General features: G+C 74.3%; 20 protein-coding genes. 8 read left to right on the top strand and 12 right to left on the bottom strand.

All coding sequences use genetic code 11. The features are described from left to right. Window positions 1-336: 336 nt before the first annotated feature. Window positions 337-861: a hypothetical protein gene (locus ACGFZN_RS20155; protein ID WP_393859833.1), complete on the top strand. Its 525-nt coding sequence runs from the start codon at window positions 337-339 to the stop codon at window positions 859-861. Window positions 862-879: 18 nt separating this feature from the next. Here the strand turns inward: ACGFZN_RS20155 and ACGFZN_RS20160 are convergent, their stop codons facing one another. The 4 genes from ACGFZN_RS20160 to ACGFZN_RS20175 form a co-directional block, all read right to left on the bottom strand. Further along, window positions 880-5625 (bottom strand): hypothetical protein, encoded by a 4746-nt coding sequence (locus tag ACGFZN_RS20160; protein ID WP_393859834.1) that lies wholly within the window; start codon window positions 5623-5625, stop codon window positions 880-882. A 49-nt stretch (window positions 5626-5674) separates the two neighbouring features. Further along, the gene (locus tag ACGFZN_RS20165; protein ID WP_393859835.1) at window positions 5675-6553 is read right to left on the bottom strand and encodes a hypothetical protein; all 879 of its coding nucleotides are present in this window, start codon (window positions 6551-6553) and stop codon (window positions 5675-5677) included. 31 nt (window positions 6554-6584) lie between these two features. Then, the gene (locus tag ACGFZN_RS20170; protein WP_393859836.1) at window positions 6585-8114 is read right to left on the bottom strand and encodes a hypothetical protein; all 1530 of its coding nucleotides are present in this window, start codon (window positions 8112-8114) and stop codon (window positions 6585-6587) included. 96 nt (window positions 8115-8210) lie between these two features. Then, on the bottom strand, window positions 8211-8900 hold the full coding sequence (locus ACGFZN_RS20175; protein WP_393859837.1) for a GntR family transcriptional regulator: 690 nt from the start codon (window positions 8898-8900) through the stop codon (window positions 8211-8213). A gap of 112 nt (window positions 8901-9012) precedes the next feature. Between ACGFZN_RS20175 and ACGFZN_RS20180 the strand changes: the two genes are divergently transcribed. After that, window positions 9013-9852, top strand: a complete 840-nt coding sequence (locus ACGFZN_RS20180; RefSeq protein WP_393859838.1) for a putative hydro-lyase — start codon at window positions 9013-9015, stop codon at window positions 9850-9852. Between the two features lie 158 nt (window positions 9853-10010). On the opposite strand, the gene ACGFZN_RS20185 is transcribed toward ACGFZN_RS20180, so the two are convergent. The 5 genes from ACGFZN_RS20185 to ACGFZN_RS20205 form a co-directional block, all read right to left on the bottom strand. Further along, window positions 10011-11018, bottom strand: coding sequence for an SGNH/GDSL hydrolase family protein (locus tag ACGFZN_RS20185; RefSeq protein WP_393859839.1), 1008 nt, complete (start codon window positions 11016-11018; stop codon window positions 10011-10013). Then, window positions 11015-12190: a glycosyltransferase gene (locus ACGFZN_RS20190; protein WP_393859840.1), complete on the bottom strand. Its 1176-nt coding sequence runs from the start codon at window positions 12188-12190 to the stop codon at window positions 11015-11017. Before ACGFZN_RS20190 ends, ACGFZN_RS20185 begins: the two co-directional genes overlap by 4 nt. After that, window positions 12187-13314, bottom strand: a complete 1128-nt coding sequence (locus ACGFZN_RS20195; protein ID WP_393859841.1) for a glycosyltransferase family 4 protein — start codon at window positions 13312-13314, stop codon at window positions 12187-12189. The genes ACGFZN_RS20190 and ACGFZN_RS20195 overlap by 4 nt, the downstream gene beginning before the upstream one ends. Before the next feature lie 183 nt (window positions 13315-13497). After that, the gene (locus ACGFZN_RS20200) at window positions 13498-14916 is read right to left on the bottom strand and encodes a HEAT repeat domain-containing protein (protein ID WP_393859842.1); all 1419 of its coding nucleotides are present in this window, start codon (window positions 14914-14916) and stop codon (window positions 13498-13500) included. Between the two features lie 302 nt (window positions 14917-15218). Continuing rightward, window positions 15219-15611 carry an ankyrin repeat domain-containing protein gene (locus tag ACGFZN_RS20205; RefSeq protein ID WP_330341239.1) on the bottom strand — a complete coding sequence of 131 codons (393 nt, stop codon included), beginning with the start codon at window positions 15609-15611 and terminating at the stop codon, window positions 15219-15221. A gap of 313 nt (window positions 15612-15924) precedes the next feature. On the opposite strand from ACGFZN_RS20205, the gene ACGFZN_RS20210 reads away from it, so the two are divergent. Both ACGFZN_RS20210 and ACGFZN_RS20215 read left to right on the top strand, forming a co-directional pair. Further along, entirely contained in the window at window positions 15925-16119 is a 195-nt protein-coding gene (locus ACGFZN_RS20210) for a hypothetical protein (protein ID WP_330341238.1), read from the top strand. Between the two features lie 46 nt (window positions 16120-16165). Beyond that, window positions 16166-17779: a hypothetical protein gene (locus ACGFZN_RS20215; RefSeq protein ID WP_393859843.1), complete on the top strand. Its 1614-nt coding sequence runs from the start codon at window positions 16166-16168 to the stop codon at window positions 17777-17779. A gap of 319 nt (window positions 17780-18098) precedes the next feature. On the opposite strand, the gene ACGFZN_RS20220 is transcribed toward ACGFZN_RS20215, so the two are convergent. Further along, complete coding sequence (locus ACGFZN_RS20220) at window positions 18099-19607, bottom strand: PLP-dependent aminotransferase family protein (RefSeq protein ID WP_393859844.1); 1509 nt, start codon at window positions 19605-19607, stop codon at window positions 18099-18101. A gap of 102 nt (window positions 19608-19709) precedes the next feature. On the opposite strand from ACGFZN_RS20220, the gene ACGFZN_RS20225 reads away from it, so the two are divergent. The 4 genes from ACGFZN_RS20225 to ACGFZN_RS20240 all read left to right on the top strand — a co-directional run bounded on the left by ACGFZN_RS20225 (window position 19710) and on the right by ACGFZN_RS20240 (window position 23198). Next, on the top strand, window positions 19710-20363 hold the full coding sequence (locus tag ACGFZN_RS20225) for a YitT family protein (RefSeq protein ID WP_393859845.1): 654 nt from the start codon (window positions 19710-19712) through the stop codon (window positions 20361-20363). Next, complete coding sequence (locus tag ACGFZN_RS20230) at window positions 20360-21136, top strand: glycerophosphodiester phosphodiesterase (protein WP_393859846.1); 777 nt, start codon at window positions 20360-20362, stop codon at window positions 21134-21136. The genes ACGFZN_RS20225 and ACGFZN_RS20230 overlap by 4 nt, the downstream gene beginning before the upstream one ends. Before the next feature lie 62 nt (window positions 21137-21198). Then, the gene (locus tag ACGFZN_RS20235) at window positions 21199-22545 is read left to right on the top strand and encodes an MFS transporter (RefSeq protein ID WP_393859847.1); all 1347 of its coding nucleotides are present in this window, start codon (window positions 21199-21201) and stop codon (window positions 22543-22545) included. Window positions 22546-22823: 278 nt separating this feature from the next. Continuing rightward, window positions 22824-23198 (top strand): RNA polymerase-binding protein RbpA, encoded by a 375-nt coding sequence (locus ACGFZN_RS20240; RefSeq protein WP_003977404.1) that lies wholly within the window; start codon window positions 22824-22826, stop codon window positions 23196-23198. Between the two features lie 101 nt (window positions 23199-23299). Here ACGFZN_RS20240 and fxsA read toward each other — a convergent pair whose 3' ends face one another. Together fxsA and ACGFZN_RS20250 are read right to left on the bottom strand one after the other, a co-directional pair. Next, window positions 23300-23851, bottom strand: coding sequence for an FxsA family membrane protein (fxsA, locus tag ACGFZN_RS20245; RefSeq protein WP_393859848.1), 552 nt, complete (start codon window positions 23849-23851; stop codon window positions 23300-23302). A 65-nt stretch (window positions 23852-23916) separates the two neighbouring features. Next, entirely contained in the window at window positions 23917-24714 is a 798-nt protein-coding gene (locus ACGFZN_RS20250; RefSeq protein WP_393859849.1) for a polyprenol monophosphomannose synthase, read from the bottom strand. Between the last annotated feature and the right edge of the window lie 246 nt (window positions 24715-24960).

A 24960-nucleotide genomic window follows, 5' to 3' on the forward strand; every position in this document is an offset into this window, starting at 1 on the left:
AGTTAACTCGAAGGCATGTCCGGAGGGCGAACTTCCGCTGCGGCGGCGAGACAGGGCGAGTTGTCCGGGCATTGCGGGAGATTGCCCCCGCGATCCGGCACCCGAGCATGGAGGGACCGACACGTCGTTACCGGGTGGTTGGCTGGAATTTTTCGCCGACCGGGAATCATCGGGTGATCTCGTTCGTCCTTCTCTACGGGAAACGGGGGCGGAATGGGCCACAGGAGCCGCATCCCGCACCCGGGCGGCGTAAAACAGCGCAAGCCGGGCAGCCACTGGGGAGTCGGAGTCTTGTGACGCCGGGGTGAGCGGCCGGCGGTGGGGAGTGACACGGTGATGGGCACTGCGGAGCGGCGCGAAGCGCCTGAGGAGAGCGTGGCGGGACGCTCGGCGGCGGGGCGGGGCCTCGGGGCACCGGATCGCGGCATTCCGGCGCCTCGGCGCGCCGAGGAGGCCGCCGCGTCGCAGTACTACCGGCCGTTGTGGGTCGAGGAGCCGGCCAAGCGGCATCCGCTGCCGGATCCGGTGCGTGCGGCGGCGGTGCGGGCGCTGCTGATCGTCGCGGTGACGCTGATTCAGGCGATGGTGGCGTTCCTGTGCACGATGGCCGGTACCTGGCCGGCATTTCCCATGGTGATCAGCAGCGTGGTGAGCACGGTGGTGGCCACCTGGGCCGCGGTCGACGTGTGGGTGACCCGCCAGGTGTGGAACCAGCGGTACGGCGTGGTCTCCGAGCCGAGCAGCACGGCCCGTGCGCTGCGCCGTGAGCGGCGCGTCCGGCGACGCGAGGAGCGCGCGGCCCTGCGCGAGCAGGGCCGGATACGCCGGCGGGGCGGCGCCGGGCAGCTGTCCCACCCGTGAGCCGTCCGGGCCGCGCCGCTACGGCGTGGCCGGCGCCGGCTTCTTGAACATCCGCGTCGCCGTGATCTCGCTGTGCACCGCTTCCCCGGCCTGGGGCTGCCGGGGCAGTCCGGGCCTGAGATGTTCCTCCACGCTGATGTACTTCAGGCCGGCCCTGAGGTCGGCGTCGTTGCGCAGGCGGATGACCAGCGGGAACTCGGCCAGGGCGGTCGTGTCGAACAGCCCGGTGGTGTAGAGCAGCTGCACCCCGAGGGCGTCCGCCACGGCGCGCTGCAGCTCCAGCAGATAGGTGGCGTTGGCGCGGCCGATCGGGTTGTCCAGGAACAGCGTGCCGGCGTGGCGGTGCTTGTCCCGGCCCCGGTCGTTGCTGCGCAGCGCGGCCATCGTGCAGTAGAGGGCGATGGCCGCGGTGAGCAGCTGGCCGCCGGAGAAGACGTCGCCCATCTGCCCGACGGGGACGCGCTCGGCGCGCAGTACGGCGTCGGGCTTGAGGATCTCGACGGCCACGCCCTTGGGCTGGAGCGCCGCCGCGACGCCGCGCAGCAGCAGCGACATGCCGTCCCGGCGCAGGTCGGAGTTCTTCTTGACGGCGGCGCGGGTGGCGTCGTCGATGACCTCGCCGAGGCGTTCGGTGAGGGTGGCCTGGTCGGGCTCCTCGAAGCGGATGCGCAGGAACTCCTGGCCGGACCACTCGCCGAGGCCCTCGGGCAGCCGGGACAGCCGCTGCGCGGACCTCAGGGTGGCGAGAGCGGACTCCACCAGGCCCCGGAGGCGGTCCACGATGGAGTCGCGGTTGCGTTCGAGCTGGGCCAGCTCGTCGGTCAGAACGCGCAGCCGGGGCGCGAAGGCGTCGGCCCACTTCTGCGCGTGCTCGGGCAGCGCGGACGCGGGCAGTTCGCGGATCTGCTGCCGGGCGGGGGTGCGGACCTGTTCGTAGCGCGTGGAGTTGGCGTGCCGGACCAGGACGTCGCTCGCCTCGCGCACGGCCGCCTCGGCGGCGGACAGGTCGGCGGCGCAGCCGCGCAGCGAGCGGCGGGCCTCGGCGGCGGAGTGCCGGGCCTCCTCCAGGCTGCCGGGGTACGGCTCCGGCTCCTCCGGCTCCTCGTCGGGGGTGTGCTCGCGCAGCAGGTCGCGGAGCATCGCGGCGATCTCGTCGAAGCCGCCGGCCGCGTCCTCGGCGGCCCGGTGGGCCTGAAGCAGCTCGGCGTGCGCCTCGCGGGCCTCGGCCAGCGCCTCGGTGCGGGCGGCGAGTTCGGCCGTCGCGGTGCGCAGCAGGGCCTGGGCGTGCTCGGCGTCGCGCGGGACGAGTTCCCCGGGCAGCTCGGTGTGCGCCTCGCCGTCGTCGGGGGCGTGCCGTTCGGCCTCGCCGCGCAGCCGGCCGAGCTGTTCGCTCGCGCTGGACATGCGGGTCTCCAGGAGCTGCACCAGCTCCTCCGCGCGTGCGGCGGCGGCCTGCCGGGAGGGCCCGTCGGAGCCGTCGGGCGACTGGAGCAGCTGCTCGGCGCGGGTGCGGACCTTGTTGCTGAGCCGGTCGAGTTCGGCGCGGGCGGCGCTCTCGTCGCTCTCCGCGCGGGCCTGCTCGGCGCGCAGATCGGCGCCGACGCCGACCTTCTCGTACACCTGGGAGGCGGCCCGGTAGGCCTCGCGGAGGGCGGGCAGGGAGGCCTGGGGGGCGCCGGCGTCCTCGACCGGTACGTCGTCGGGGGCGCCGGCGATCTCGGAGCGCTCGGCGCGCAGGGCGCGCGCGGTGCGGCGGGCGTCGTCGGCGGCGCGCTGGGCGGCGCGGCGGTCCTCGTCGGCGGCGCGGGCGCGCTCCAGACAGGTCTGGGCGCGGGCCTCGGACTCGGCGGCCTCGTCGGCGAGTTCGCGCAGCCGGGCCTGCCAGCCGGCGCGCTCGCGGAGCCGGTGGGCGAGTCCGGCGAGGGCGTCGGCGGCGCGGCGGGCCTTCTGCGCGGCCTCCTGCCGCTCGTCGCGGACCTGCACGGCCTCGGCGGCGGCCTCGTCGGCCTCCGCGCGGACGGTGCGGGCCGTGGCCAGCTCGGCCTCGGCCTCCTCGGCGAACGCGTGGGTCTCCTCGGCCGCCCGGGCCAGTTCGGTGAGGCGTCCGGCGGGGCAGCCGGTGCGCCAGGAGGCGAGCCGGGCGGCCAGTTCGCGGTCCTTGCCGAGCCGGGCGGCGAGGGCGCGGATCTCCTCGTCGCGCTCGGTGGCCCGGGCGCGCAGCGCCCGGCGTTCCTCGTCGGCGGCGTGTTCGTCGTGCATGGCCGGGTTCGGCGGCACGAGGAAGACGTCGCCCGGGGCGGCGTCGGCGCCGGGGGCCGGGGCGAGCAGGGCGGCGGCCGTGCCGACGGCGACGGCGGAGCGGGGCAGCAGGGCGGCGTCTTCGAGGGCCTCACGGGCACGCGCGTGCGTGTCCGGGTCGGTGATGATGACGCCGTCGACCAGCTCGGGGCGGGCGGCGAGCACGCGCGCGTGGTCGGCGGGGTCGACGGCCTGGGCGAGGTAGCGCCAGCCGGGCAGCGCCGGGATGCCGTGTTCGCCGAGGAACTCCACCGTCGCGAGGACGTCGGGGCCGGGCGGCAGCAGTCCGCCGTCGCCGAGCGCGCCGAGGATCCGGGAGTCGTCGGCGGCGGCGGTGCGCAGTTCGAACAGGTGGCGTTCGGCGGCCGAGACGGCGTCGTCGAGGAGTTCGCGCAACTCGTCGGCGAAGCGGTCCAGTTCCTCGGGGGTGAGGGGGCCTTCGGCGAGCGGGCGGGCGGTGCCGTGGGCGTCCGGTCCCGCCGGCGGTGCGGCGCCGTCACGCGGGCTCGCGGGCGCTTCCGCGGCAGTGCCCTGCCCGGCGCGCGCGCCGCCCCGGGCGCCCATCGCGTCGTCGGTCCCGGAGCGGGGGCCGGGCACTCCGGGCCGGCCGGCGGCGGGCGCGCCGGGCAGGCTGAGCAGTTCCGCGAGCCGCTCTTCGGCGGCCAGGGACTCGGCGAGGCGCCGCTCGGCGTCGTAGGCGCGCCGGGCGGCCGTGGCGGCGTCCGCAGCGCGGGCCGCGGTCAGTTCGGCGCGGGACTCGGCGGCCGCGGCCTCGCGCGCGTGCTCGGTGGCCTTGCGGGCCGCCTCGCGGGCCGCGTCCCAGGCGGCGACGGCGCTCTTCTCGGCGTCGCTCGCGGCGAGGGCGGCGCGCGCCGGGTCGGCGTCCGGGGCGCTGTCGTCGAGCCAGCCCGCGCGGACGGCCTCGGCGGTCTCCTGTTCGACCTCGGCGAGGCGCTGGCGCAGATGCCCGGCCTCGCTGCGGGCGCGCTGTGCCTCGGTGGCGGCGGTGGTGGAGTCGCGGTAGGCGGAGTCGGAGGCCTCCTGGAGGGAGGCGGAGCGCTCCTCCTCCTCGTTGGCGAGGACTTCGGCGCGTTCGGCGGCCGCGTGCAGGGCCCGTACGAGGTCCACGGCGGCCTTGGCGCGGGCGGCGAGCGCGGGCGCGGCGTCCCGTTCGGCCTCCTGGATGGCGGCGGACACGCGCGCGACGCGGTCGGCGGCGGCGCGGTGCCGCAGCACGGCCTCGGCGGCCTGCCAGGCGGAGTGCAGGGTGCGGGCGTCGGCCAGCTCGCGCTTCTGCGCGGCGGCGGACTTCTCGGCTGCGGCGAGCGCCAGGGAGGCGTGCCGGTAGGCGAGTTCGGCGGCGATCAGGGCGCTGCGCTCGCGGGCGCCCTCGGAGTGGGTGACGGCGTAGGCGGCCGCGGTGACCCGCTGGGCGAGGTCGGCGGCGCGCACCCGCTCCCGCACCGCCCGCGCGGACAGCCGCCGGGCGAGGGTGCGGGTACGGCGCTCGGCGCCGGCGTGGACCTCACGCGCGCGTGCGCGTGCCTCGGCGGCCTCGACGATCCGCCCGAGCAGGTCGACGGAGCCGGCGGTGAAGTCGCGTTCGGCGATCAGCTCGGCGCGCCGGCCGAGCTTGTTGCCGAAGCCGCTGACGAGGTCGGCGAGGCCGTCGGTGTCCCGGGTGTCGGTGACGGCGCGCAGCAGCAGGTCGGTGAAGTCGGAGTCCTTCTTGACCGCGAAGAGGCCGGCCGCCTCGCCCTCGTCGGCGTTCATCTCCCGCTGGTAGCGGAAGAGCTCGGGGTCGAGGCCGAGGTCGCCGAGGTGCTCGATCCAGCGGTCGTGGATCTCCTCCCAGTGCACCTCCAGGTGCGGGTAGGCCTTCCCGGCCTCCGTCAGGGCGTCGCGGAAGCCCTTCATGGTGCGGCGGCGGCCCTGGGCGCCCGAGGTGCCCTCGGCGGGCGGCCGTACGGCGGTGGACTCGGCGACCGGGAGGTTGTCCAGGCTCAGCCCCGGTCCGGGCCGGAACGAGTACCAGGCCTCGGCGAACTTGCGCGGGTCGCTGGACACCTGCCGTCCGCGCCACTCGCTCACCTTGCCGACGACCACGCACTCGCCGGTCTGCACGTGCTGCCACTCCAGCGCCACGTGCCCGCAGTCGTCGGCGAGCAGGAACTTGCGCAGCACGCCCGAGCTGGCGCCGCCGAGCGTGTTGCGGTGGCCCGGCAGCATCACCGAGAAGATCAGCTTGAGCAGCACGGACTTGCCGCCGCCGTTCTCCAGGAAGAGCACGCCCGCGGGTGCGGGCCGGCGCGGCGGGCCGGACGGCTCCTCCTCGAAGAACTCCGCCTGCGTGGGCGCCGGGTCGGGCACGGGCTCGCCGACGCCCCTCAGGTCAAGCACGGTGTCGGCGTAGCGCGCACCGGCGGGACCGATGGAGTAGAGGCGGACCCGGGACAGCTCGTACATGGCGGACTCTCGTCGTAAGTCTTCGGGAAACGTGCGGGGGTGCGGGAGGTCAGGAGTGGAACGGCAGCCCGGCGTCGGCCACCAGCTCCAGGTCGTCGGTGTCCTCGGCGGGCAGCAGGCTGGCCGAGCCGTCGGTCACCGGGACGACGCCCAGCTCCAGCAGTTCGGCAAGGGCGGCGCTGCCGGCCATGTCGCGGACCTGGAGCTGGTAGCGGGCCGTGGTGCGGTACGTGCCGCCGTTGTCGTCGCCGGTGCGCTGCAGGAAGCCCGAGTCGGTGAGGAAGGCGAGGGCCTTGGCGACGATGCCGGTGGTGGAGGCGGCCGGGCGCCGGGCGTCCTTGGTGGCTCCGGTGGCGCTGCGTCTGGCCCAGATCCGCCAGGCGGCCTCGAGGCCGGGCGCGTCGGTCGCCGGGTCGGTGTTCTCGCCGCGTTCCTCGGCCCGCTCCTCCAGGCGGCGGCAGGCCTGGCGTACGAAGGCGTCGACGCCGTTGACGGTGACGCGGCCGATGTAGGTGTCGTCGGCGAGGTCCTCGGGGCGCGGGAACGCCAGTGCGGCCACGGCGAGATGGGCGAGTCCGTGCAGGAAGCGGTCGCCGGAGTCGGCGGCTGTGCGACGCGCGTAGTCGCCCATGCGGACGGCGAACACCGAGTCCTCGGCGGCGGTCACGGCCATCCCGGCGCGCGGGGACACCTCGAGGACGACGAGCCCCAGACCGGCGGCGACGGCGTCGGCGAGCCGCGCGAACGCCGGGTCCTCGCGGTAGCGCCGCAGCAGCTCCGTGTACTCCTGGTCCCGGGCGGGCTGCAGCTTGGGCTGGAGCCCGAAGGCGACGAGCCGGGCCGCGTCGGCGGCGTCGGCCGGGGTGACGGCGGCGGGCGCCGGCGGGGCGGACGGCTCCGCCTCACTCCACTCGACGTGCTCGCTCACGGCTGTGACTCCTTGTCGCATCGGTGCTCACTCATGCTGCTTCGGTCCGGCCCGCGGCCATCCCCGCCGCGTCCAGCAGCGCGGTTCCCACGATCAGATCGGCTCCGCCGAACTCCGGATCGTCCAGCTCGGTCCCGTCGTCGACGGCGAACAGCAGCTTCTCCTCGCCCTGCCGGTAGGCCGTGCCGACCGCGGGGCTGGCCGCGTGGACGGCGAGCAGGGCGACCAGATAGGCCAGGTCCGGATCACCGGTGCGCCGGGCCTCGGCCAGGAGTCCCGACAGTCTGCGCGGAGCGTCGGCCGGTAGGTCCAGCAGCTCCATGGCGGCGGCCAGCTGCTCCTCGCTGAACCTGCTGTCGTCCGGTGTGGCGATCAGGTCGGGCTCGGGCATCTCCGCGCCCAGGTGCTCCCGCTCGACGGGCGGGGTCAGCAGTATGTCGACGAGGTCCGTCACCCGGACGGAGACCGGCGTGCGCAAGCCCGTGCCGTGCGCGAAGAACGCGTCGGTGACCTGGATGGCCTGCTCCAGGGGCAGCGGCAGGACGGGGGCGAGGAGATGGCCGTACAGGTCCGTCCCGGACGTCGTGGCGGGCGTGGCGAAGGCCTGCCGGTCCTGCTCGGCGCGGAACAGCGGGCCCGCCTCCAGGAGCCTGGACTGCAGCTGGGTGTGGCGCCGGATGCAGTCCTTGACGATGTCGACCAGCTCGGCGGCGCGCCGCTTGTGCTCGGGCTCCTCGGTCTCGTCGCGGGCCTTGCGGATGTTGGTGAGGATCGCGTTCTCGTGGCGGTAGCGGTCGGCGACGTGGTCCAGGGCCTCGGCGATCATGTCGGGCACGGCGTTGAGCCAGTCCACCGCGCGGACGTTGCGCCGGGTGGCCTCCAGGGCCCGGCGCAGGCTCTCCGAGTACTGCACGGTGCGGTAGCGGGCCTGCTCGGCGGCGAGCTGGGCGTCGGCCAGCCGGCCGCGGTTGATGAGCACCTCCAGCTTGACCTCGGCGGCGATCTGGGCGCTGGTGACGTCGGTGTCGAGGGCGCCGACCAGGACGTTGACCGCTTCGTCCGTCGTGCGCAGGTAGACCGTGCCGCCGGGGCCCGGGACCTCCTCGATCAGCTTGAAGTCGTAGTCCCGCCGGACGTAGGTGCCGTCCGGGGCGAAGGTGCCGTAGACGGCGCGGAAGCCGCGGTCCGCGCTGCCGACGTTGATCAGGTTCTCCAGGACCCAGCGGGCCACGCGCTCGTGCTCGGCGGCCGGCCGGTGCGGGGCCTGCGCGGCGATGCGCGGGACGAGCCGGGCGACGATCTGCTCGTGGTCTGCGCCGGTGTCGAAGTCCATGTTGAGCGTGACGAGGTCGATCGCGGCGAGGGCCACCTCGGCCATGCCGTACACCGAGTACTCACCGGCGAGGTTGGCCTTGCGCGCGTCGAGGTCGTGCAGCGGCGCGGTGCAGGCGAGCGCGCGCAGCCGCCGCGCCAGCCCCTCGTCGGCGGCCGGGCCCGGAGCCGGGCGCGGCCCCGCGCTGAGCTGGGGCGGAACGCTGTCCGTCGATGCAGGCGAAGTCACGGTGCACAGATTAGGTCCTGGGTCTGACATCGACCCAAACGAGCGGCTCCGCCGGATTGGCCGGGGCGCTTCCCACCGCGGAGTCGCCGCCCCGCGTTACGGGGCGACCCGGCGGCGGTAGACCTCGACCACCCGCTCCAGCGAGTCCGCGAGGTAGGTCTCCAGCAGACGCTCGGCCTCGCGGTTGTCCCCCGCCTGCAGCGCCCGCAGGATCTCGCGGTTGCGGACGAGGTAGGGCTCGTGCAGCCGGCGCGGGTCGTCGACGACGTGGAAGGCGAGCCGCAGTTCGGCGAAGACACTGCGCATCAGTTCGTCGGTGCGTTCGCTGCCCGCGAGGGCGACGAGTTCCCGGTGGAAGTGGATGTTGGCGGTGCCCAGCGCCTTCCAGTCGCGCTCCGCCGTCGCCGCCTCGCCCTCGGCGACCGCCGCTGCCACGCCGTCCAGCGGGTACGGCGGCCGGCCGAGCCCGCGTACGACGGCGCACTCGACCAGCGAGCGCGTGCGGTAGATGTCCTCGACGTCCTCGACGGTCAGGACACGTACGAAGACGCCGCGGTTGAGCTCGTGGACCAGCAGGCGCTCGTGGGTGAGCAGCCGGAACGCCTCCCGCAGGGTGTTGCGGGAGACCCCGAGCGCCCCGCCGATGCCGTCCTCGGACAGCCGGGTGCCGGGCGGGAAGTACCCGTCGGCGATGCGGGTCCGGAGGATGTCCGAAACGCGCTCCGCCGTGCTGGTACGCCCCAGGAGCGCACGGTCGTCGGCCAGTGCCGTCAGCTGCTCTGCCATGCCGGGAATTCAATCGCACGGACCGGAACGAAACAACATGGGTATTGAGGGATCGTTGAACAATCCTCTACCGTGCTGGGAACGGCACCGCCCACCTCCTCGAGGAGCCGGCATGACGCAGACCTCGCGTGTCCAGGACCTCCCGGTCATCGCAGTCGACGAGCACGCGCACGCGTGGAGTCCGAAAACCGCGCGGGCCCGCTTCCGGGAGGGCCTGCCGGGGCCCACCGCCGGGGTCGCGGCGGGCCACACGCAGGCCAATCTGATCTCCGTGCCCGCCGACTGGGCGTACGACATGCTGGTGTTCTGCCAGCGCAACCCCAGGCCGTGCCCGGTGCTGGACGTGACGGACGCGGGCGCCACGTCGACCGTCCTCGCCGAAGGCGCGGACCTGCGTACCGATCTGCCGCGCTACCGGATCTGGCGGGACGGCGAACTGGTCGAGGAGCCCACCGATGTGCGGGCGTACTGGCGGGACGACCTGGTGTCGTTCCTGCTCGGGTGCAGCTTCACCTTCGAGTGGGCGCTGGCCCGGGCGGGCGTGCCGATCCGGCATGTCGAGCAGGGCCGCAACGTGCCGATGTACGTGACCACGCGCGAGTGCCGGCCGGCGGGGCGGCTGCGCGGGCCGATGGTGGTGTCGATGCGGCCGGTGCCGCCGGAGCACCTGCGCGTCGCGATCCGGGAGAGCACCCTGCTGCCGGCCGTGCACGGCGGTCCCGTGCACTGCGGGGACCCCGCGGGGCTCGGCATCGCGAACCTCTCCCGGCCCGACTTCGGCGACCCGGTGACCTTCGGACCCGGTGACATCCCGGTGTTCTGGGCCTGCGGAGTGACCCCGCAGGCGGCGGTGACGGCCTCCCGGCCGCCGTTCGCCATCACCCACGCGCCGGGCCAGATGTTCCTGACCGACGCCCGCGACGAGCAGTACCGGCTGGTCGGCGTCGACTGAGGCAGGGGCCCGCCTCGGTGCGGAGGGGAGACGGCCCCGGTTTCACGGCACGCACGCGCGTGTGTGCGGCGTGCGCGCTGCCGTACGCCCCGGAACCCGCCGGCGCTCCTGGGGCCGCCCGGCGCTGCGCCGCGCCGGCCCCGCGAGCGCCGACGCCGTCATGGCTCGGCGGATCCCACCGCGACCAGCGGCTCGTCGTCCGCCCCGCCGGACGCGCTCACCACCGGAGCCGCGCAGCCCGTGCCCGGTGCGCCGAGCGGCACGGCCTGCCGTGGAATCGCCGGTGTGCTCCCGGCGCCGGGGCGCCGCCGAGCCCCGGTGCCCACGGCCGTGCTGTGCGGGAGGGCGGCCAGGGCCGCCGAGACCGCGGCCGAGGCGTGCAGGTCGAGGTGGGCGCTGGTGCCGCGGGCCCGGTGGTGGACCTCGTCGGCGGCCAGGCGCAGCAGCTGCGGCAGCAGGTCCTGGGAGCGCCGGACCACCCAGGCGGTGCCGGCCGTGGCCAGCCACAGCAGGGTCGCCGCCCGGGTCGGCGGGGGGAACTCCGGCTCCGGAGACGGCGGTTGTCCCGTCGCGTGGCCGGCCTCGGCGAGCAGGGCGTGGAAGCGGACGGCGAGTTGGCGGTGCCCGCGCTCCCCCGGGTGCAGCCGGTCGGCGCTCCACAGGGTCCGGTCGCTGATCCAGGCGCCGTCCGCGGCGTGCAGGTGGACGGCACCGTGGCGCTCGGACAGCGCGTGGACGACCGTGTTGACGGCCCGCTGCCGGCGGGCCAGCGGACGGGCCAGGGGACCCGGGAGGCCGAGCATGGCGCCGGGGTCGGGCAGACAGGCGGTGAGCAGGGTGGCGCCCTGGCGGGTGACGGCCGCGTACACCTCGTCGAGGTGGGCGGTCACCGCCCGGATGTCGAAGGTGCGGCGCAGTGTGTCGTTGACGCCGATCACCACCGACACCAGGTCGGGACGGAGTCGCAGGGCGGCCGGCGTCTGGCGCGTCAGCACGTCGCGGGTCTGGGCGCCGCTGACCGCGAGGTTGGTGAACCGCACGGCGCCGGCGGTCTCGGCGAGACAGGGCGCAAGGAGCGCCGCCCAGCCTCGCCGGCCCTCCCCGACGGGGTCGCCCACGCCCTCGGTCAGCGAGTCCCCGAGGGCGACGAAGCGGACGGTTCTCATGCCACGCCCTCCGCGACGGTGCGGCGGGCGCCGGCCGGGCGGAGCACCTCCGCGTCGTGGGCCGCGAGGAACGCCTCCACGGCCGTGCCCCAGCCGAAGCACTCCGCACGCGCGCGTGCCGCGTCCCGGCGTGCGGGCTCGGCACGGTCCAGGAGCAGTTCCACGGCGTCGGCGAACGCCTCGCCGCGGTCGGCGGCGGTCGCCCCGGCCGAGCCGATCACCTCGGGCAGCGCCGACGACCGGCTGGCCACGACGGGCGTGCCGCAGGCCATGGCCTCCAGCGCGGCGAGCCCGAAGGTCTCGGCCGGGCCGGGCTGCAGGGCGATGTCGGCGGTCGCCTGGAGGGCGCCGAGGGCGGCACGGTCGGCGACGTGCCCGAGGAACGTCACCGGCAGCCCGTGCTCCCGCGCGCGCTGCTCCAGCCGGGGCCTGAGCGGCCCGTCCCCGGCGACCACGAGCACCGGCCGCCGCCCGCGCCGTATCAGCGCCTCCAGGGCGTCCAGGGCGGTGCCGGGGCGTTTCTCGACGGACAGCCTGGAGCACATCACGAGCAGCGTCTCGCCCCCGCGCGCGTGCAGGGTGCGAAGACCCGGGTCGCGCAGGGCGGGGTGGCGTTCCATCAGGTCGACGCCCAGAGGGGCGCGTACGACGTTGCGGGCGCCGATGCGCACGAACTCCCGCTCGGCGAACTCGGTGGTGCACACCACCCGCGAATAGACGTGCGCGGTACGGATGTTGAGGGCGTCCGCGGACCGGCGCGCGACGTTCTCGGGCAGGCCCCAGGTGCGCAGCACGCCGTCGGCGGTCTCGTGGGAGACCATCACGGCGGGCACGCGCGCGCGGCGTGCCCAGCGGCCGGTCCAGCGCAGGGTGGTCCGGTCGGACACCTCCAGGCGGTCCGGGGCCAGTTCCTCCAGCAGGGCGGCCACGCGCCGCTTGTCGGTGAGGACGCGGTAGCCGCCGGTGCCGGGCAGCAGCGGGCCGGGCAGGGTGATGACCCGGCCCTGCTCGGTGTCGCGGTCGGTGTGCCGTTCGCCGGGCACGATCAGGACGGGTTCGTGGCCGGCCGCCTTGAAGCCCTTGCCCAGTTCCCGCAGGGCGGTGCGCAGGCCGCCGGAGGCCGGGGCGACGAAGTTGGCGAGCCGGACGATGCGCAGGGACTGCCCGCTCATGCCGCCACCGCCGTCCTGCGTGCCGCGAGCACCTCGTCGTAGTGGGCGATCAGCTGGTCCCCGACGGCGGCCCAGGTGCGGCCCTCGACCATGGCGCGCGCGGCGGCGCCGAAGGCCAGGCGCCGGGCGGGGTCGGCGGCCAGTTCACGGACGGCCTCCTGGACGGCGTCGGCGTCGCGCGGCGGGACCAGGTACCCGGTGCGGGCGTGGGCGACCAGGTCGAGGGGGCCGCCGGCGGCGGGTGCGACGACCGGCACCCCGCTGGCCATGGCCTCCTGCACGGTCTGGCAGAACGTCTCGAAGGGGCCGGTGTGCACGAACACGTCCAGCGAGGCGAAGATCCGCGCGAGGTCTCCGCCGGTGCGGCGGCCGAGGAAGACGGCGCCGGGCAGCGCCTCGGCGAGGTGGGCGTCGCTGGGGCCGTCGCCGACGACCGCCACCTTGACGCCCTCCAGGGCGCAGGCGCCGGCGAGGAGTTCGACGTGTTTCTCGGGCGCGAGCCGGCCGACGTAGCCGACGATCAGCTCGCCGTTCGGGGCGAGTTCGCGGCGCAGCGTCTCGTCCCGCAGATCTGGCCGGAAACGTTCGGTGTCCACGCCGCGGGGCCAGAGCCGGACCCGGGGCACGCCGTGTGCCTCCAGGTCGCCGAGGGAGGCGCTGGAGGGGGCGAGGGTGCGGTCGGCGGCGGCGTGCACGGAGCGGATGCGACGCCATGCGGCGGCCTCGCCGGCGCCCATGTAGGTGCGGGCGTATCCGGCCAGGTCGGTCTGGTAGACGGCGACGGCGGGGATGCCGAGCCGGGCGGCGGCGGCCATGCCGCGCACACCGAGGACGAAGGGGCTGGCGAGATGGACCAGGTCGGCGCGGTGCTGGACGAGCGCGGCGGCGAGCCGCCGGCTGGGCAGGGCGACGCGGACCTGGGGGTAGCCGGGGAGCGGCAGGGAAGGGATCCGGACGACCGGGCACGGGGCGTCCGTGTCCGGTCCGCTGCCCGGAGCCGGGGCGGGGGCGACGACGAGCGGATGGTGACCGCGATCTACGAGGTGCCGGGCGGTCTGGAGCGCGCAGTGGGCCACGCCGTTCACATCGGGGGGAAAGGATTCGGTCACGATGACGACACGCATACGGGTGTTGTCGCCGTGCCGGACGTGGCCGCGTCAACGTCGATCTTTCCGCGCGGGGAACGTCCCATGAGCGTTGAGCTGTGCACCCGCGCAGGTCAGACGGCCGTCATGACCGCCTGACCTGCGGGCCATCCGGTGTTCATCCGGCGGGCGGTCGTCCGCCCCGGTCGTGGGCGCGCGGGGTCAGCCCAGGGCGGCGTCGGGTCCGAAGCGGCTGCGCACCGCCGTCTGCACCTCCGCCTCCTCGGCAGGATCGGCGGCCAGGCGGCGCAGGCGCTCCACGACCCGGGCGTCACCGGTCTCGGCGTGCCGGGCGGCCAGTTCGCGGGTGGTCTCCTCGCAGTCCCACAGGCATTCGACGGCGAAGCCGGTGGCGAAGGAGGGGTCGGTGGCGGCCAGGGCGCGGGCGGCGCGGCCGCGCAGGTGCGAGGAGGCCGTCTCGCGGTAGATGTGGCGCAGCACCGGGGCCGCGCAGGCGATGCCGAGGCGTCCGGCGCCGTCGACGAGGGTCCACAGCGTGGGCGCGTCGGGGCCCTCGCCGCGTACGGCCTCGCGCAGGGCGCCGAGGACGAGGTCGCGGTCCCGCACGCCGCCGCGGCAGGCGAGCATGCGTCCGGCGGCGGCGCCGAGCGGATCGGGGCGCTGGGCCCAGCGGCGCGCGCGGTCGACGGCGGCGACGCTGCGCATCCGTTCGAAGGCGTCGACGGCGGCCTCGACGACGACGCTGGTGCCGTCGGCGACGGCGGCCTCGATCAGGTCGAGGGCGTCGGGGTCGTTGCCGTCGGCGAGGTAGCGCAACGCCGTGCAGCGGGCCCCGTCGATGCCGGTGCGGGCGGCCTGGACGATCTCCGGCCGGTCCTCGGGGCCGGCCACGGCGACCAGACAGCGGGCGGCGGGCACATGGAGGGCGGCACCGCGGTCCAGTCCCTGCTGGGCCCATTCGAAGACGGCGCGCACGCTCCAGTCCGGGCGGGGACCGGTGGGCCGCATCTGGCGCTGCCAGCGGTCGAAGCAGCCGGTCTCCTGCGCGGCACGCACGCGTGCGGCGACCGACGGGCGCGGATCCTCGGCCCACAGCCGCCAGGGCCGCGGCTCGAAGGCGTCGCGTACGGCGGCCGCCAGTTCCGCCTCGCCCTCGGGGTCGGCCGGGAACCGGGCCAGGACGGGCGCCGCGAGGGCCCGCAGGCCGGCGTCGTCGTCGCGCAGGGCCAGCTCGTCCAGGGCCCAGGCCCAGTTGGAGCCGTGGGCGGCGTACCTGCGCAGCAGTTCGAGCGCGTCCCGCCTGCCGTAGGACGCGAGGTGGCCGAGCACGGCCAGGGCGAGGCCGGTGCGGGACTCGTCGGTGTCGAGGACGTCCTCGGGGTCGAAGAGATGCGCCTCGACCGCGTCCAGCTCGCCGTTCAGGTCGAGGTAGAGGCGGGCGTAGTACAGGGAGCGGTTCTCCACCTGCCAGTCGTGGCGGGGATCGCGCAGCACGCAGTGGTTCAGGGCCGCAAGCGCTTCGGCGCGGGGGGCGGTGAGCGCGTGCAGTGTGCCGTCGCCGCGGCCCCGCTGGAGCAGGCCGAGCAGCGTACCGCTGGGCGCTATGACCGGATCGAACATGGGAAACAGCCTCACATCAAGCGTCGACGCAACCGGTGAACACGCATTTACCTGGCCGCGTGACACAACGTCGGAGCGCCCGCCGTCTCTTGCTTGCTGTAGACCATCTCTCTCTGCCTCTCGTCGGTGGCCCATGCGGACCGCATCACGGCCCGCGCGGTGCGGCATCACCTGCCCAGCCATCGCGTCCGTGAATCACGTCGTCATGATGACCCGGCGCTTTGCGCTGCCGCGACCGTATTTCCGGCGGCCTTGTACCGCCTCCCCCGTTTTCCGTGTCGTGCCTGGTCAGGATGGGCGCTTCAGTGCGCGCCGAACAGCTCCAGAAGTTCCGTCTTGCCGAACATGCGGGCGGTGTCCACGGCCGACGGCGTGCCCGCGGCGGGGTCGGCGCCGCCCTCCAGGAGGGCCTTGATCACGTCCGTCTCCCCCTTGAAGACGGCGCCCGCGAGCGGCGTCTGACCCCGGTCGTTGACCTGGTCGGCCGCCGCGCCCCGGGCGAGCAGGGCGCGCACCGCGTCGGCGTGGCCGTGGTATGCGGCGAGCATCACCAGGGAGTCGCCGCGGTCGTTGGTGAGGTCGGCCGGAACGCCGGCGTCGACGTATGCCACGAGCGCCTCGGTCTGGCCGCGCCGGGCCAGGTCGAAGATCTTGGTCGCCAGCTCCACGACCTCGGGGTCGGGGGCTTCACTCATCGGCGGACCGCCTCTCGTGCAGACTTCGGGACTTCGGGACTTCGGGGAGCGTACGGCAAGCGAGCGGAGCGCGGCCGTACGGGTGAATCGCCAGGGTACTGGCTCGTGCGGCACATGACCCGATCCGCCCGAGGTAAAGATCACCGATGGCCCCGTCGGGGCGGACCGGACGGCCGGGGCGAGCAGGAGCCCTCCGCCAGCCGGGGGAAATCGCCCGAAATTCACCCAGTTGCACCTTTAATCGTATGGATACATTCTGTGATCCTGGAAGAACTCATGGTGACTGTCCCCTCTCCCCACCAGGAGGCCTCAAATGATCCTCTCCATGTCAGGCGTCGTCCTGCTCGGCACCATCGTGTTCCTGTTCTTCCGCAAGGACGGCCTCAAGGGCTCGCACGCGTGCGTGTCGGCGCTGTTCGGCTTCTACCTGTCGAGCACAGGCATCGCCCCGAGCATCAAGGCAGGCGGGGACAGCCTCGCGAGCCTCCTCGGCGGAATCAAGTTCTGAGTCCGCCCACCGCCCACCCGCACCCACCAGGCAACAGGAGACAGCAGTGGCCCGGCGCCCTCTCCCCCGCATTCTGAGCAAGGACAGCGCCCAGATCGCCCGGACGCAGCTCGCCAGGAGCCGGGAGCTGGCCCGGACGGCGGCCGACGGCGCCACCGACGTCCTCCATCCGCTGATCACGGTGACGCGCGGGCTGCGCCGGCTGGCCTCGGCCGGGCGGCGCAGATGGGCCGACACGCCCAAGGACAAGCGAGGGCCGCTGCTGTTCCTGGTGGCCTGCGTGGTCCTGGCCGTGTTCCTCATGCCGTACGGGCCCCTGCTCGCCGTCATCGCCGTGATGGCGGCAGCAGGCTGGCACGGCCGCGACCGCACCCCGCCGGCCGCGGAGGAGCCCGACGAGTCCCGGACCGAGCGGCTCCAGTCGCTCTACGACGCCCTGGTGCCCTACTTCTCCAGCCCCGCCGACCCGGCGCCCCTGTACGCGCACGGCGGCGCCTGGGAGAAGGCGTTCACCTCGCACGAGTTCGACGACGCCGGACGCGTCGGCCATCTCGTGATCCGCTACCCCGCGTACTTCCCGGACGGCGAGCCCGAGGCCCGGGCCCGGATCGAGCACCTGCTCACCGCGAAGGCCGGCCGGGGCCGCGAGTACCGTTTCGCGTGGGACGAGGAGGGCAACCAGCTCACCGTCACCGCCCTGCCCCCGCTGCCCGCCGACATCCCGGCCCAGCACTTCGTGACCGCGCCCGGCGAGATCGTGCTCGGCTTCACCGACGCGAGCGAGGTCCACCGCACGCTCCCCCTCTCCTACGGAGAGGAACGGATCGACGTGCCGCCGGTCGTCTGGCGCACCGGCATCCGCTCCACCGAGCCGCACCTGCTTGCCCTGGGACACCCCGGCAGCGGGGCCTCGACCCTGCTGCGCTCCATCGCCCTGCAGGTGCTGCGGTTCGGCGACGTCCTGATCGTCGACGGCGGTGGCACCGGCGAGTACGCGTGCCTGACCGGCCGGGACGGCGTGCTGGCCGTGGAGTGCGCGCTGCCCGGGGCGCTGGCCAGCCTGGAGTGGGCCGCGCAGGAGACCGAACGCCGGCTCATCGCGATCAACCTGGCCCGGCAGGCCGGCGACCCGCCGCCCGCCGACGCGCGCCGCCCCCTGTGGATCCTGCTGGACCGCCCGTCCGTCTTCGCCCATCTCGCCATGGCGGACGGCCGCAAGGACCCGCAGTCACTGCTGCGGGTGCCGCTGCGGCACGGCCGGGCGGCGAACGTGACGGTCGTGGTGGCCGAGCAGTTCGACGGCGAGGAGGCGCTGAGCGAGCCGGTACGGCAGCACACGCGCGCGCGTGTCGTGCTCGGGCCCGTGGCGGCCCGGCAGGTCGAGGAGGCGCTGGACGCTCCGCCGCCCACCACGCCGCTGGGCCACGTGCCGCCGGGGCGGGGGTACGCACGGCTCGGGTCGGGACCGGTGCACCGGCTGCAGGTGCCGCGTACGCCGGATCCGTACGACGACGCGACCAGCGATGCCGACCGGCAGGCGGTGCTGGAGCTGCTGCCTCCGCGGACCGCCGCGGAGGCGCCTCAGCCGGCGGATCTCACGAAGCCGGAGGCCGACGTGGCGCCGGTGAGCGCGGAGGTCATGGCGGCGGAACCTTCGTAGGGTTCCGGCGCTGTCGGGGCAACGCTCCTCACCGACGCGGTACCTGCGCCCAGCCGGACCGCCCCCGACGGGCACGTGGCTACGAGGGGAGCCGCACCCGTACGGGGCGGGCACCGGAAGGCACGAGCAACCACGGCCGGCAGGCGCGGGCAACGCGAGCGACCGCCACCTGCACGCGCCGGGAACGGTGTGAGGGACACAGGCCGGCGCACCGCGCCCCGAGCCATCCGCCGCAGCCGCAGGTGCCACCGCAGCCGTAGGACGCTTCCCTCCTGCGGTCCCGGAACCCGCGCCCCCGAAACACCCGAGCGCCGCCCCCTCACGCCACGAACGTGCGCGGCGCCTCCGTGCCCCCCGTGCCGCCCGTCTCCACCAGGCGGGCCGCCGCCGCCAGTCGGACCGCTGCCTCCTCCGCCACCGCTCCACCGACGGTGAACGGCAGCCGGAGATAGCCTTCGAAGGCGCCGTCCACGCCGAACCGGGGGCCGGACGGGACGCGGACGCCGGTCCGCTCCCCCGCCTCGGCGAGCCGGGAGCCGGACAGGCCGCCGGCACGGACCCACAGGGTCAGACCACCCTGAGGCACGGTGAACTCCCACGCCGGCAGCTCGCGCCGGATCGCCGCCACCAGCGCGTCCCGGTTCTCCCGGGCCTGGGCCCGGCGCAGCTCCACCGCCTGCTCCCAGCCGCCCGTGCTGAACAGCCAGTTGACGGCGAGCTGTTCCAGCACGGGCGTACCGAGATCGGCGTACGCCCGCGCGGCGACCAGGCTGCGGATGACGTCCGGGGCGGCCCGCACCCAGCCGATCCGCATGCCCGCCCAGAACGCCTTGCTGGCCGAGCCGACCGTGATGACGGTCGAGCCGGCCGGGTCGAAGGCGCAGACCCGGCGCGGCATTCCGCCGTCCGCGAACTGCTCGTCCAGCCACAGCTCGGTCATCGTCTCGTCGGCGACGAGCACCGTGCCGGCCGAGCGCGCCGCGTCCACCAGACGCCGCCGCTGGTCCTCGTCGGCGAGCGCGCCGGTGGGGTTGTGGAAGTCGGCGACGACGTAGGCGAGCCGGGGCGCGGCCTCGCGCAGGACCTGGCGCCAGCGGTCCAGGTCCCAGCCGGACAGGCCCTCGGCCATCGCGACGGGCACCAGACGGGCGCCCGCCTCCCGCATCAGCTGCAGGATGTTGGCGTAGGAGGGGGACTCCACGGCGATCCGCTCGCCGCGCCCCGCGAAGAGGTGGCAGATGGCGTCGATGGCGCCCATCGCGCCGGTCGTCACCATGATCTGCTCGGGCATCGTGGGGATCCCGCACGACGTGTACCGCTCGGCGATCATCGCGCGCAGCGCGGGCAGCCCGGCCGGGTAGTCGCCGTGCGTGTGGGCGTACGGGGGCAGTTCCTCCAGGGCGCCCTGCACGGCGCGGGTGAGCCAGGGCTCGGGGGCGGGGAGGGAGGCGCAGCCGAGGTCGATCATCGAGCCGAGGGCCTCCGGCGGCAGGGGCTCGAGTCCCCTGGCGGGCAGCGGGTTGCCGGCCGGCACGGCGGTCCAGCTGCCGGCTCCGCGCCGGGACTCCAGGAAGCCCTCGGTGCGCAGTGCCTCGTACGCGGCGGCGACGGTGGTGCGGCTCACGGACAGGGCGAGGGCCAGTTCGCGTTCGGCGGGCAGCCGGGCGGCCACCGGCACGCGCCCTTCGAGCACCAGCAGCCGGATGCCGTCGGCGAGGGCGCGGTAGGCCGGGGGGCGGCGGGTGCCGGGACCGGCCGGGCGGTCCTGCTGGGACTTGAGCAGCCGGGCAAGCTGCGCGGCGCCCATCGCAGAGGTCCACTGCGCCATGACGATCAGTCCACCTTCCCCGGATTGGCCATGGATGGCGATTGCTTGCAAGCCACAGAGTGGCATGCACCAGGCCACCGCCACCACCCAGGGGGGTACGTCGTGTCCGTTCCACGCCGTCTCGGACGACGGTTGATCCAGCTGTACACCGGGCTCGCGCTGTACGGCGCGAGTTCCGCCCTGCTCGTCGAGGCGGGCCTGGGCCTCGAGCCCTGGAACGTGCTGCACCAGGGCCTCGCCGAACTCACCGGGCTGACCATCGGCGTCGTCTCGATCGTCGTGGGGGCCGCGGTGCTGCTGCTGTGGATCCCGCTGCGCCAGCGCCCCGGGCTCGGCACGGTCTCGAACGTCTTCGTCGTCGGGCTCGCCATGGACGGCACGCTCGCGCTCGTCCCCGACCCGCACACGCTGACCGTGCGCGTCCCCCTGCTGCTCGCGGGGATCGTGCTGAACGGCGCGGCGACCGGCCTGTACATCGCGGCGAGCTTCGGTCCGGGCCCGCGCGACGGCCTGATGACGGGACTGCACCGGCGCACCGGCCGCTCGATCCGCCTGCTGCGGACGGGCATCGAGGTGGCGGTGGTGATCACCGGGTTCCTGCTGGGCGGGACCGTCGGTGTCGGCACCGTGCTGTACGCGGTGTCCATCGGCCCGCTGGCGCAGCTGTTCCTGCGGGTGTTCGCCGTCCCTCCGGCACCGGGTCGCAGTACGGTCGTTGCCGGTACGACACCGCAAGGGGCGATACTGCGTTCGTGACCCTCACCAGCCCGCACCTGCGCCACCCCTATCTCGACCATCCCGGACCGATCGCCTTCGCCCACCGGGGCGGGGCGGCCGACGGGCTGGAGAACACCGTCGCGCAGTTCCGGCGCGCGGCGGAGACGGGCTACCGCTACATGGAGACCGACGTGCACGCCACGGCCGACGGCCGGCTCGTCGCCTTCCACGACGCGACGCTGGACCGCGTCACCGACGGCGCGGGCCGGATCGCGGACCTGCCGTGGGAGGAGGTGCGGCAGGCGCGCGTGGCCGGCCGTGAACCGGTGCCGCTGTTCGAGGAGTTGCTGGAGACCTTCCCCGAGGTGCGGTGGAACGTCGACGTCAAGGCGGAGCCCGCCCTGCGCCCCACCCTCGACCTGATCGAGCGCATGGGCGCCTGGGACCGGGTCTGCGTCGGCTCGTTCTCCGAGGCGCGCGTGCTGCGGGCCCAGCGGCTGGCCGGGCCGCGGCTGGCCACCTCGTTCGGCACGCGCGGGGTGCTGAACCTGCGGCTGCGCTCCTGGGGGCTGCCGGCCGCCGTGCGCCGGTCCGCCGTCGCCGCGCAGGTGCCCGAGGCCCAGTCGGGCGTCCCGGTGGTCGACCACCGCTTCGTCCGCGCCGCCCACGCGCGCGGGCTGCACGTGCACGTGTGGACGGTCAACGAACCCCAGCGGATGCACCGGCTCCTGGAGCTGGGCGTCGATGGCATCATGACCGATCACATCGACACGTTGCGCAAGGTCATGGAGGAGCGGGGCGTCTGGGTCTGACCGGCCGGCGCCCGGCCCGAGCCTTCGCGCCTGAGCGGGTGAGCGGGGAAGCGAGGGCAGGGGTGGGCACGGACACCGTGCGCGCGGAGGCGGCGGCCGGAACCGCGGGCCTCCGGCGCGAGCAGCGCGGCTGGTACTTCTACGACTGGGCCTGCTCGGTCTATTCGACGAGCGTGGTGACGGTGTTCCTCGGGCCGTACCTCACGGCGGTCGCCGAGCGGGCCGCGGACGCCGACGGCTATGTGCATCCCCTGGGCGTCCCGGTGCGGGCGGGCTCCTTCTTCGCCTACTCGGTGTCGCTGTCGGTGATCCTCGCGGTCCTGGTGATGCCGCTCGTGGGCAGCCTGGCCGACCGCACGGGCCGCAAGAAGCCTCTGCTCGCGGCGGCGGCGTACACCGGTGCTGCCGCGACCACGGGCATGTTCTTCCTGGACGGCGACCGGTATCTGCTCGGCGGGCTGCTGCTGGTGGTGGCGAACGCGGCGCAGTCCGTCGGGATGATGCTCTACAACTCCTATCTGCCGCAGATCGCGCCGCCCGAGGAGCGCGACGCGGTCTCCTCACGGGGCTGGGCCTTCGGCTACGCCGCGGGCTCCACGGTCCTGGTCGCCAACCTGGTCCTGTACTCGGCGCACGGCTCCTTCGGCCTGACCGAGACGGCCGCGGTCCGGGTCTGCCTGGCCTCGGCGGGCCTGTGGTGGGGCGCCTTCACGGTCGTACCGCTGCGCAGGCTGCGCGACCGGCACGCGCGCGTGGAGCGCTCGGCCGCGCCCGGCCTGCGGCAGCTGGCGGCGACGGTCCGGGACATGCGCCGGCATCCGCTGACGCTGTCCTTCCTGCTGGCGTACCTCGTCTACAACGACGGCATCCAGACGGTGATCACCCAGGCCTCCGTCTACGGCTCGCAGGAACTGGGGCTCGGCCAGTCGACGCTGATCACGGCCGTGCTGCTGGTGCAGGTGCTGGCGGTGGCCGGAGCGCTGGCGATGGGACGGCTCGCGAGGACGTACGGCGCGCAGCGCACGATCCTCGGCTCGCTGGTGGCGTGGACGGCCACCCTGGCCGCCGGCTACTTCCTGCCCCCGAAGGCCCCGGTGTTCTTCTTCGTCCTGGCCGCCGGGATCGGGCTGGTCCTGGGCGGCAGCCAGGCGCTGTCCCGGTCACTGTTCTCCCATCTCGTGCCGCCCGGCAAGGAGGCGGAGTACTTCTCCGCGTACGAGCTGAGCGACCGCGGGATGAGCTGGCTGGGACCGCTGCTGTTCGGCGTGACCTACCAGCTGACCGGGAGTTATCGGTCCGCGATCATCTCGCTGGTGGCGTTCTTCGTCATCGGTTTCGTGCTGCTGGCCCGGGTCCCGGTGCGGCGTGCGATCGGCGCCGCGGGGAATCCGGTTCCGGAGAAGATTTAGCGCCGATTTAGCGTTCAACACGAAAGGGCGGTAGTGTACGCCTTTGGCCTGCCAGGCGTACCGTTACTGCGCGTCAAAGATGCCGAAACGCTGGGTGACATCTGCTAGCAGATGTGACAAACCGGGCGCCGGTGGGTAGAACAAGGGGCGGCTACGACGGCGACGCATGACCCGGAACGGGACACGGAACGGGAATCTTTACCGCCGACCGGACGTTGACCGGATGACGACGACAGCGACACCTGTCCTGTGGGCGACAAGCCCGGGAGGCACGATTCATGAGTGAGCGAGCTCTTCGCGGTACGCGCCTCGTGGTGACCAGCTACGAGACGGACCGCGGTATCGACCTGGCTCCGCGCCAGGCCGTGGAGTACGCATGCGAGAAGGGGCACCGCTTCGAGATGCCCTTCTCGGTCGAGGCGGAGATCCCGCCGGAGTGGGAGTGCAAGGTCTGCGGAGCCCAGGCACTCCTCGTCGACGGCGACGGCCCTGAGGAGAAGAAGGCCAAGCCCGCGCGTACCCACTGGGACATGCTGATGGAGCGGCGCACCCGTGAGGAGCTCGAAGAGGTCCTCGAGGAGCGCCTGGCGGTTCTGCGCTCGGGGGCGATGAACATCGCGGTTCACCCCCGGGACAGCCGGAAGTCGGCGTAGTCCCCGCGGGGGCTGGGCCGGGACACAGCGCATTCCGAAGACCGCGGGCGCCGTACGGATTCACGTACGGCGCCCGCGGTCTTCGTCGGTCCGGACCCTGCTCACCGCGTCAGCGGCGGCCACTGCTGCTCCCCCGGCCCCGGCCGGTCCTCGCGGACGACCTCGCCCGGCACCACCTTGCCGTCGGGGCGGTGGATGCGGACCTGCTGGAAGGCGTCGCCGAGGCTGCCCGGGGCGGCGGTGCGCAGCCGCTTGTCCAGTGCGTTCTCCGTGTACCGGCGCACGGCGCGCTGCACCGGCGGCAGCAGCAGGAGCAGACCCGCGGCGTCCGACAGGACACCGGGGATCATCAGCAGCAGTCCGCCGAGCATCATCAGGCCGTTGCCGCCGCCCTCGGGCGAACCGCCGCGCCGCAGCGCCTCGTTCAGGCTCTGGAAGGCGCGCCGGCCCGCCCGCTTGATGACCGCGGAGCCCGCCACGAGGCCCGCGACGAGCAGCAGGAACACGGCGAGCCCGCCGGCCGCGCCCGCGACCAGGGTCAGCAGCCAGATCTCCAGCACCAGCCAGGCGGCGACCCCCAGCGGCAGATACCTGCGCAGCCGGGAACGCCGGGGCCGGGCGGTGTACGGAGAGGTGGGAGCGCCAGTCGTCATGCCCCCAGTGTGCCTGGCGGCGGCTCAGCACGGGATAAGAGGCTGACCGGCCGCTCCGGCGCGGGTTACGCGGCGCTCTTGTTCCTGCCGGTGAGGCGGGCGAACCGGTCCCCCGCGCCCCAGGCGGTCACCCGCCACAGCGCCTCGATGAGGATGTCCTTGCTCATCTTGGAGTCGCCCAGCTCGCGCTCGACGAAGGTGATCGGGACCTCGACGACGTGGTAGCCGGCCTTGACCGCGCGGCGGGCGAGGTCGACCTGGAAGCAGTAGCCCTGCGAGGCGACCTGGTCCAGGCCGAGACCCTCGAGGGTCTCGCGGCGGAAGGCGCGGTATCCGCCGGTGATGTCGCGCAGCGGGAGGTCGAGGGCGAGCCGGGAGTACAGGCTGCCGCCCCGGGAGATGAACTCGCGGGACTTGGGCCAGTTCACCACGCGGCCGCCGGGCACCCAGCGGGAACCGAGCACCAGGTCGGCGCTCTTCAGGGCGGTGAGCAGCCGGGGCAGCTCCTCGGGCTGGTGGGAGCCGTCGGCGTCCATCTCGACCAGCACGCCGTAGTCGCGCTCCAGGCCCCAGCGGAAGCCCGCCAGGTAGGCGGCGCCGAGGCCCTCCTTGCCCTTGCGGTGCATCACCTGGACATGGGCGTCCTCGGCGGCCAGTTCGTCGGCGAGCTTGCCGGTGCCGTCGGGGCTGTTGTCGTCCGCGATCAGTACGTGCGCCTCTGGGACGGCCTTGCGTACCCGGCCGACGATGGTCTTGATGTTCTCCGCCTCGTTGTAGGTCGGAATGATCACCAAGGCCGTGCCGAGCGGACCGAACTGCCTCCCCTGGGCCTTCGCCGCGCGGGTCCCGTCGCCGTCGTTCACTGCTGCCCCTTCTGGTCGTACGCAGGGGTCCACCATAGTGGCCGCCGTAGGGGAAGACGGCACACGTCGTTCGTATGGGGGTGTCGATTCCACAAGAGTGGGGTAAGAATGCGCTTTTCGGTACCCTCGCGGCCCCCTGCGGATGGGGGCCCGGCGCCCTTCGGGCCGACCTGGGACCCGCTGGCTGCGGATCGACCGAAAGCCGTTGTCTACTGAGCGCACGGGCCCCACCCGGGTCACACCTTG

The sequence above is a fragment of the Streptomyces sp. NPDC048192 genome (assembly GCF_043202415.1).
Taxonomy (GTDB): domain Bacteria; phylum Actinomycetota; class Actinomycetes; order Streptomycetales; family Streptomycetaceae; genus Streptomyces.

What these genes read in the sequence shown, in the direction of transcription:
- ACGFZN_RS20155 (WP_393859833.1), top strand. Translation starts at nt 337, where the DNA reads ATGGGCACTGCGGAGCGGCGCGAAGCGCCTGAGGAGAGCGTGGCGGGA.
- ACGFZN_RS20160 (WP_393859834.1), bottom strand. Translation starts at nt 5,625, where the DNA reads ATGTACGAGCTGTCCCGGGTCCGCCTCTACTCCATCGGTCCCGCCGGT.
- ACGFZN_RS20175 (WP_393859837.1), bottom strand. Translation starts at nt 8,900, where the DNA reads ATGGCAGAGCAGCTGACGGCACTGGCCGACGACCGTGCGCTCCTGGGG.
- ACGFZN_RS20180 (WP_393859838.1), top strand. Translation starts at nt 9,013, where the DNA reads ATGACGCAGACCTCGCGTGTCCAGGACCTCCCGGTCATCGCAGTCGAC.
- ACGFZN_RS20185 (WP_393859839.1), bottom strand. Translation starts at nt 11,018, where the DNA reads ATGAGAACCGTCCGCTTCGTCGCCCTCGGGGACTCGCTGACCGAGGGC.
- ACGFZN_RS20190 (WP_393859840.1), bottom strand. Translation starts at nt 12,190, where the DNA reads ATGAGCGGGCAGTCCCTGCGCATCGTCCGGCTCGCCAACTTCGTCGCC.
- ACGFZN_RS20195 (WP_393859841.1), bottom strand. Translation starts at nt 13,314, where the DNA reads ATGCGTGTCGTCATCGTGACCGAATCCTTTCCCCCCGATGTGAACGGC.
- ACGFZN_RS20200 (WP_393859842.1), bottom strand. Translation starts at nt 14,916, where the DNA reads ATGTTCGATCCGGTCATAGCGCCCAGCGGTACGCTGCTCGGCCTGCTC.
- ACGFZN_RS20205 (WP_330341239.1), bottom strand. Translation starts at nt 15,611, where the DNA reads ATGAGTGAAGCCCCCGACCCCGAGGTCGTGGAGCTGGCGACCAAGATC.
- ACGFZN_RS20210 (WP_330341238.1), top strand. Translation starts at nt 15,925, where the DNA reads ATGATCCTCTCCATGTCAGGCGTCGTCCTGCTCGGCACCATCGTGTTC.
- ACGFZN_RS20220 (WP_393859844.1), bottom strand. Translation starts at nt 19,607, where the DNA reads ATGGCGCAGTGGACCTCTGCGATGGGCGCCGCGCAGCTTGCCCGGCTG.
- ACGFZN_RS20240 (WP_003977404.1), top strand. Translation starts at nt 22,824, where the DNA reads ATGAGTGAGCGAGCTCTTCGCGGTACGCGCCTCGTGGTGACCAGCTAC.
- fxsA (WP_393859848.1), bottom strand. Translation starts at nt 23,851, where the DNA reads ATGACGACTGGCGCTCCCACCTCTCCGTACACCGCCCGGCCCCGGCGT.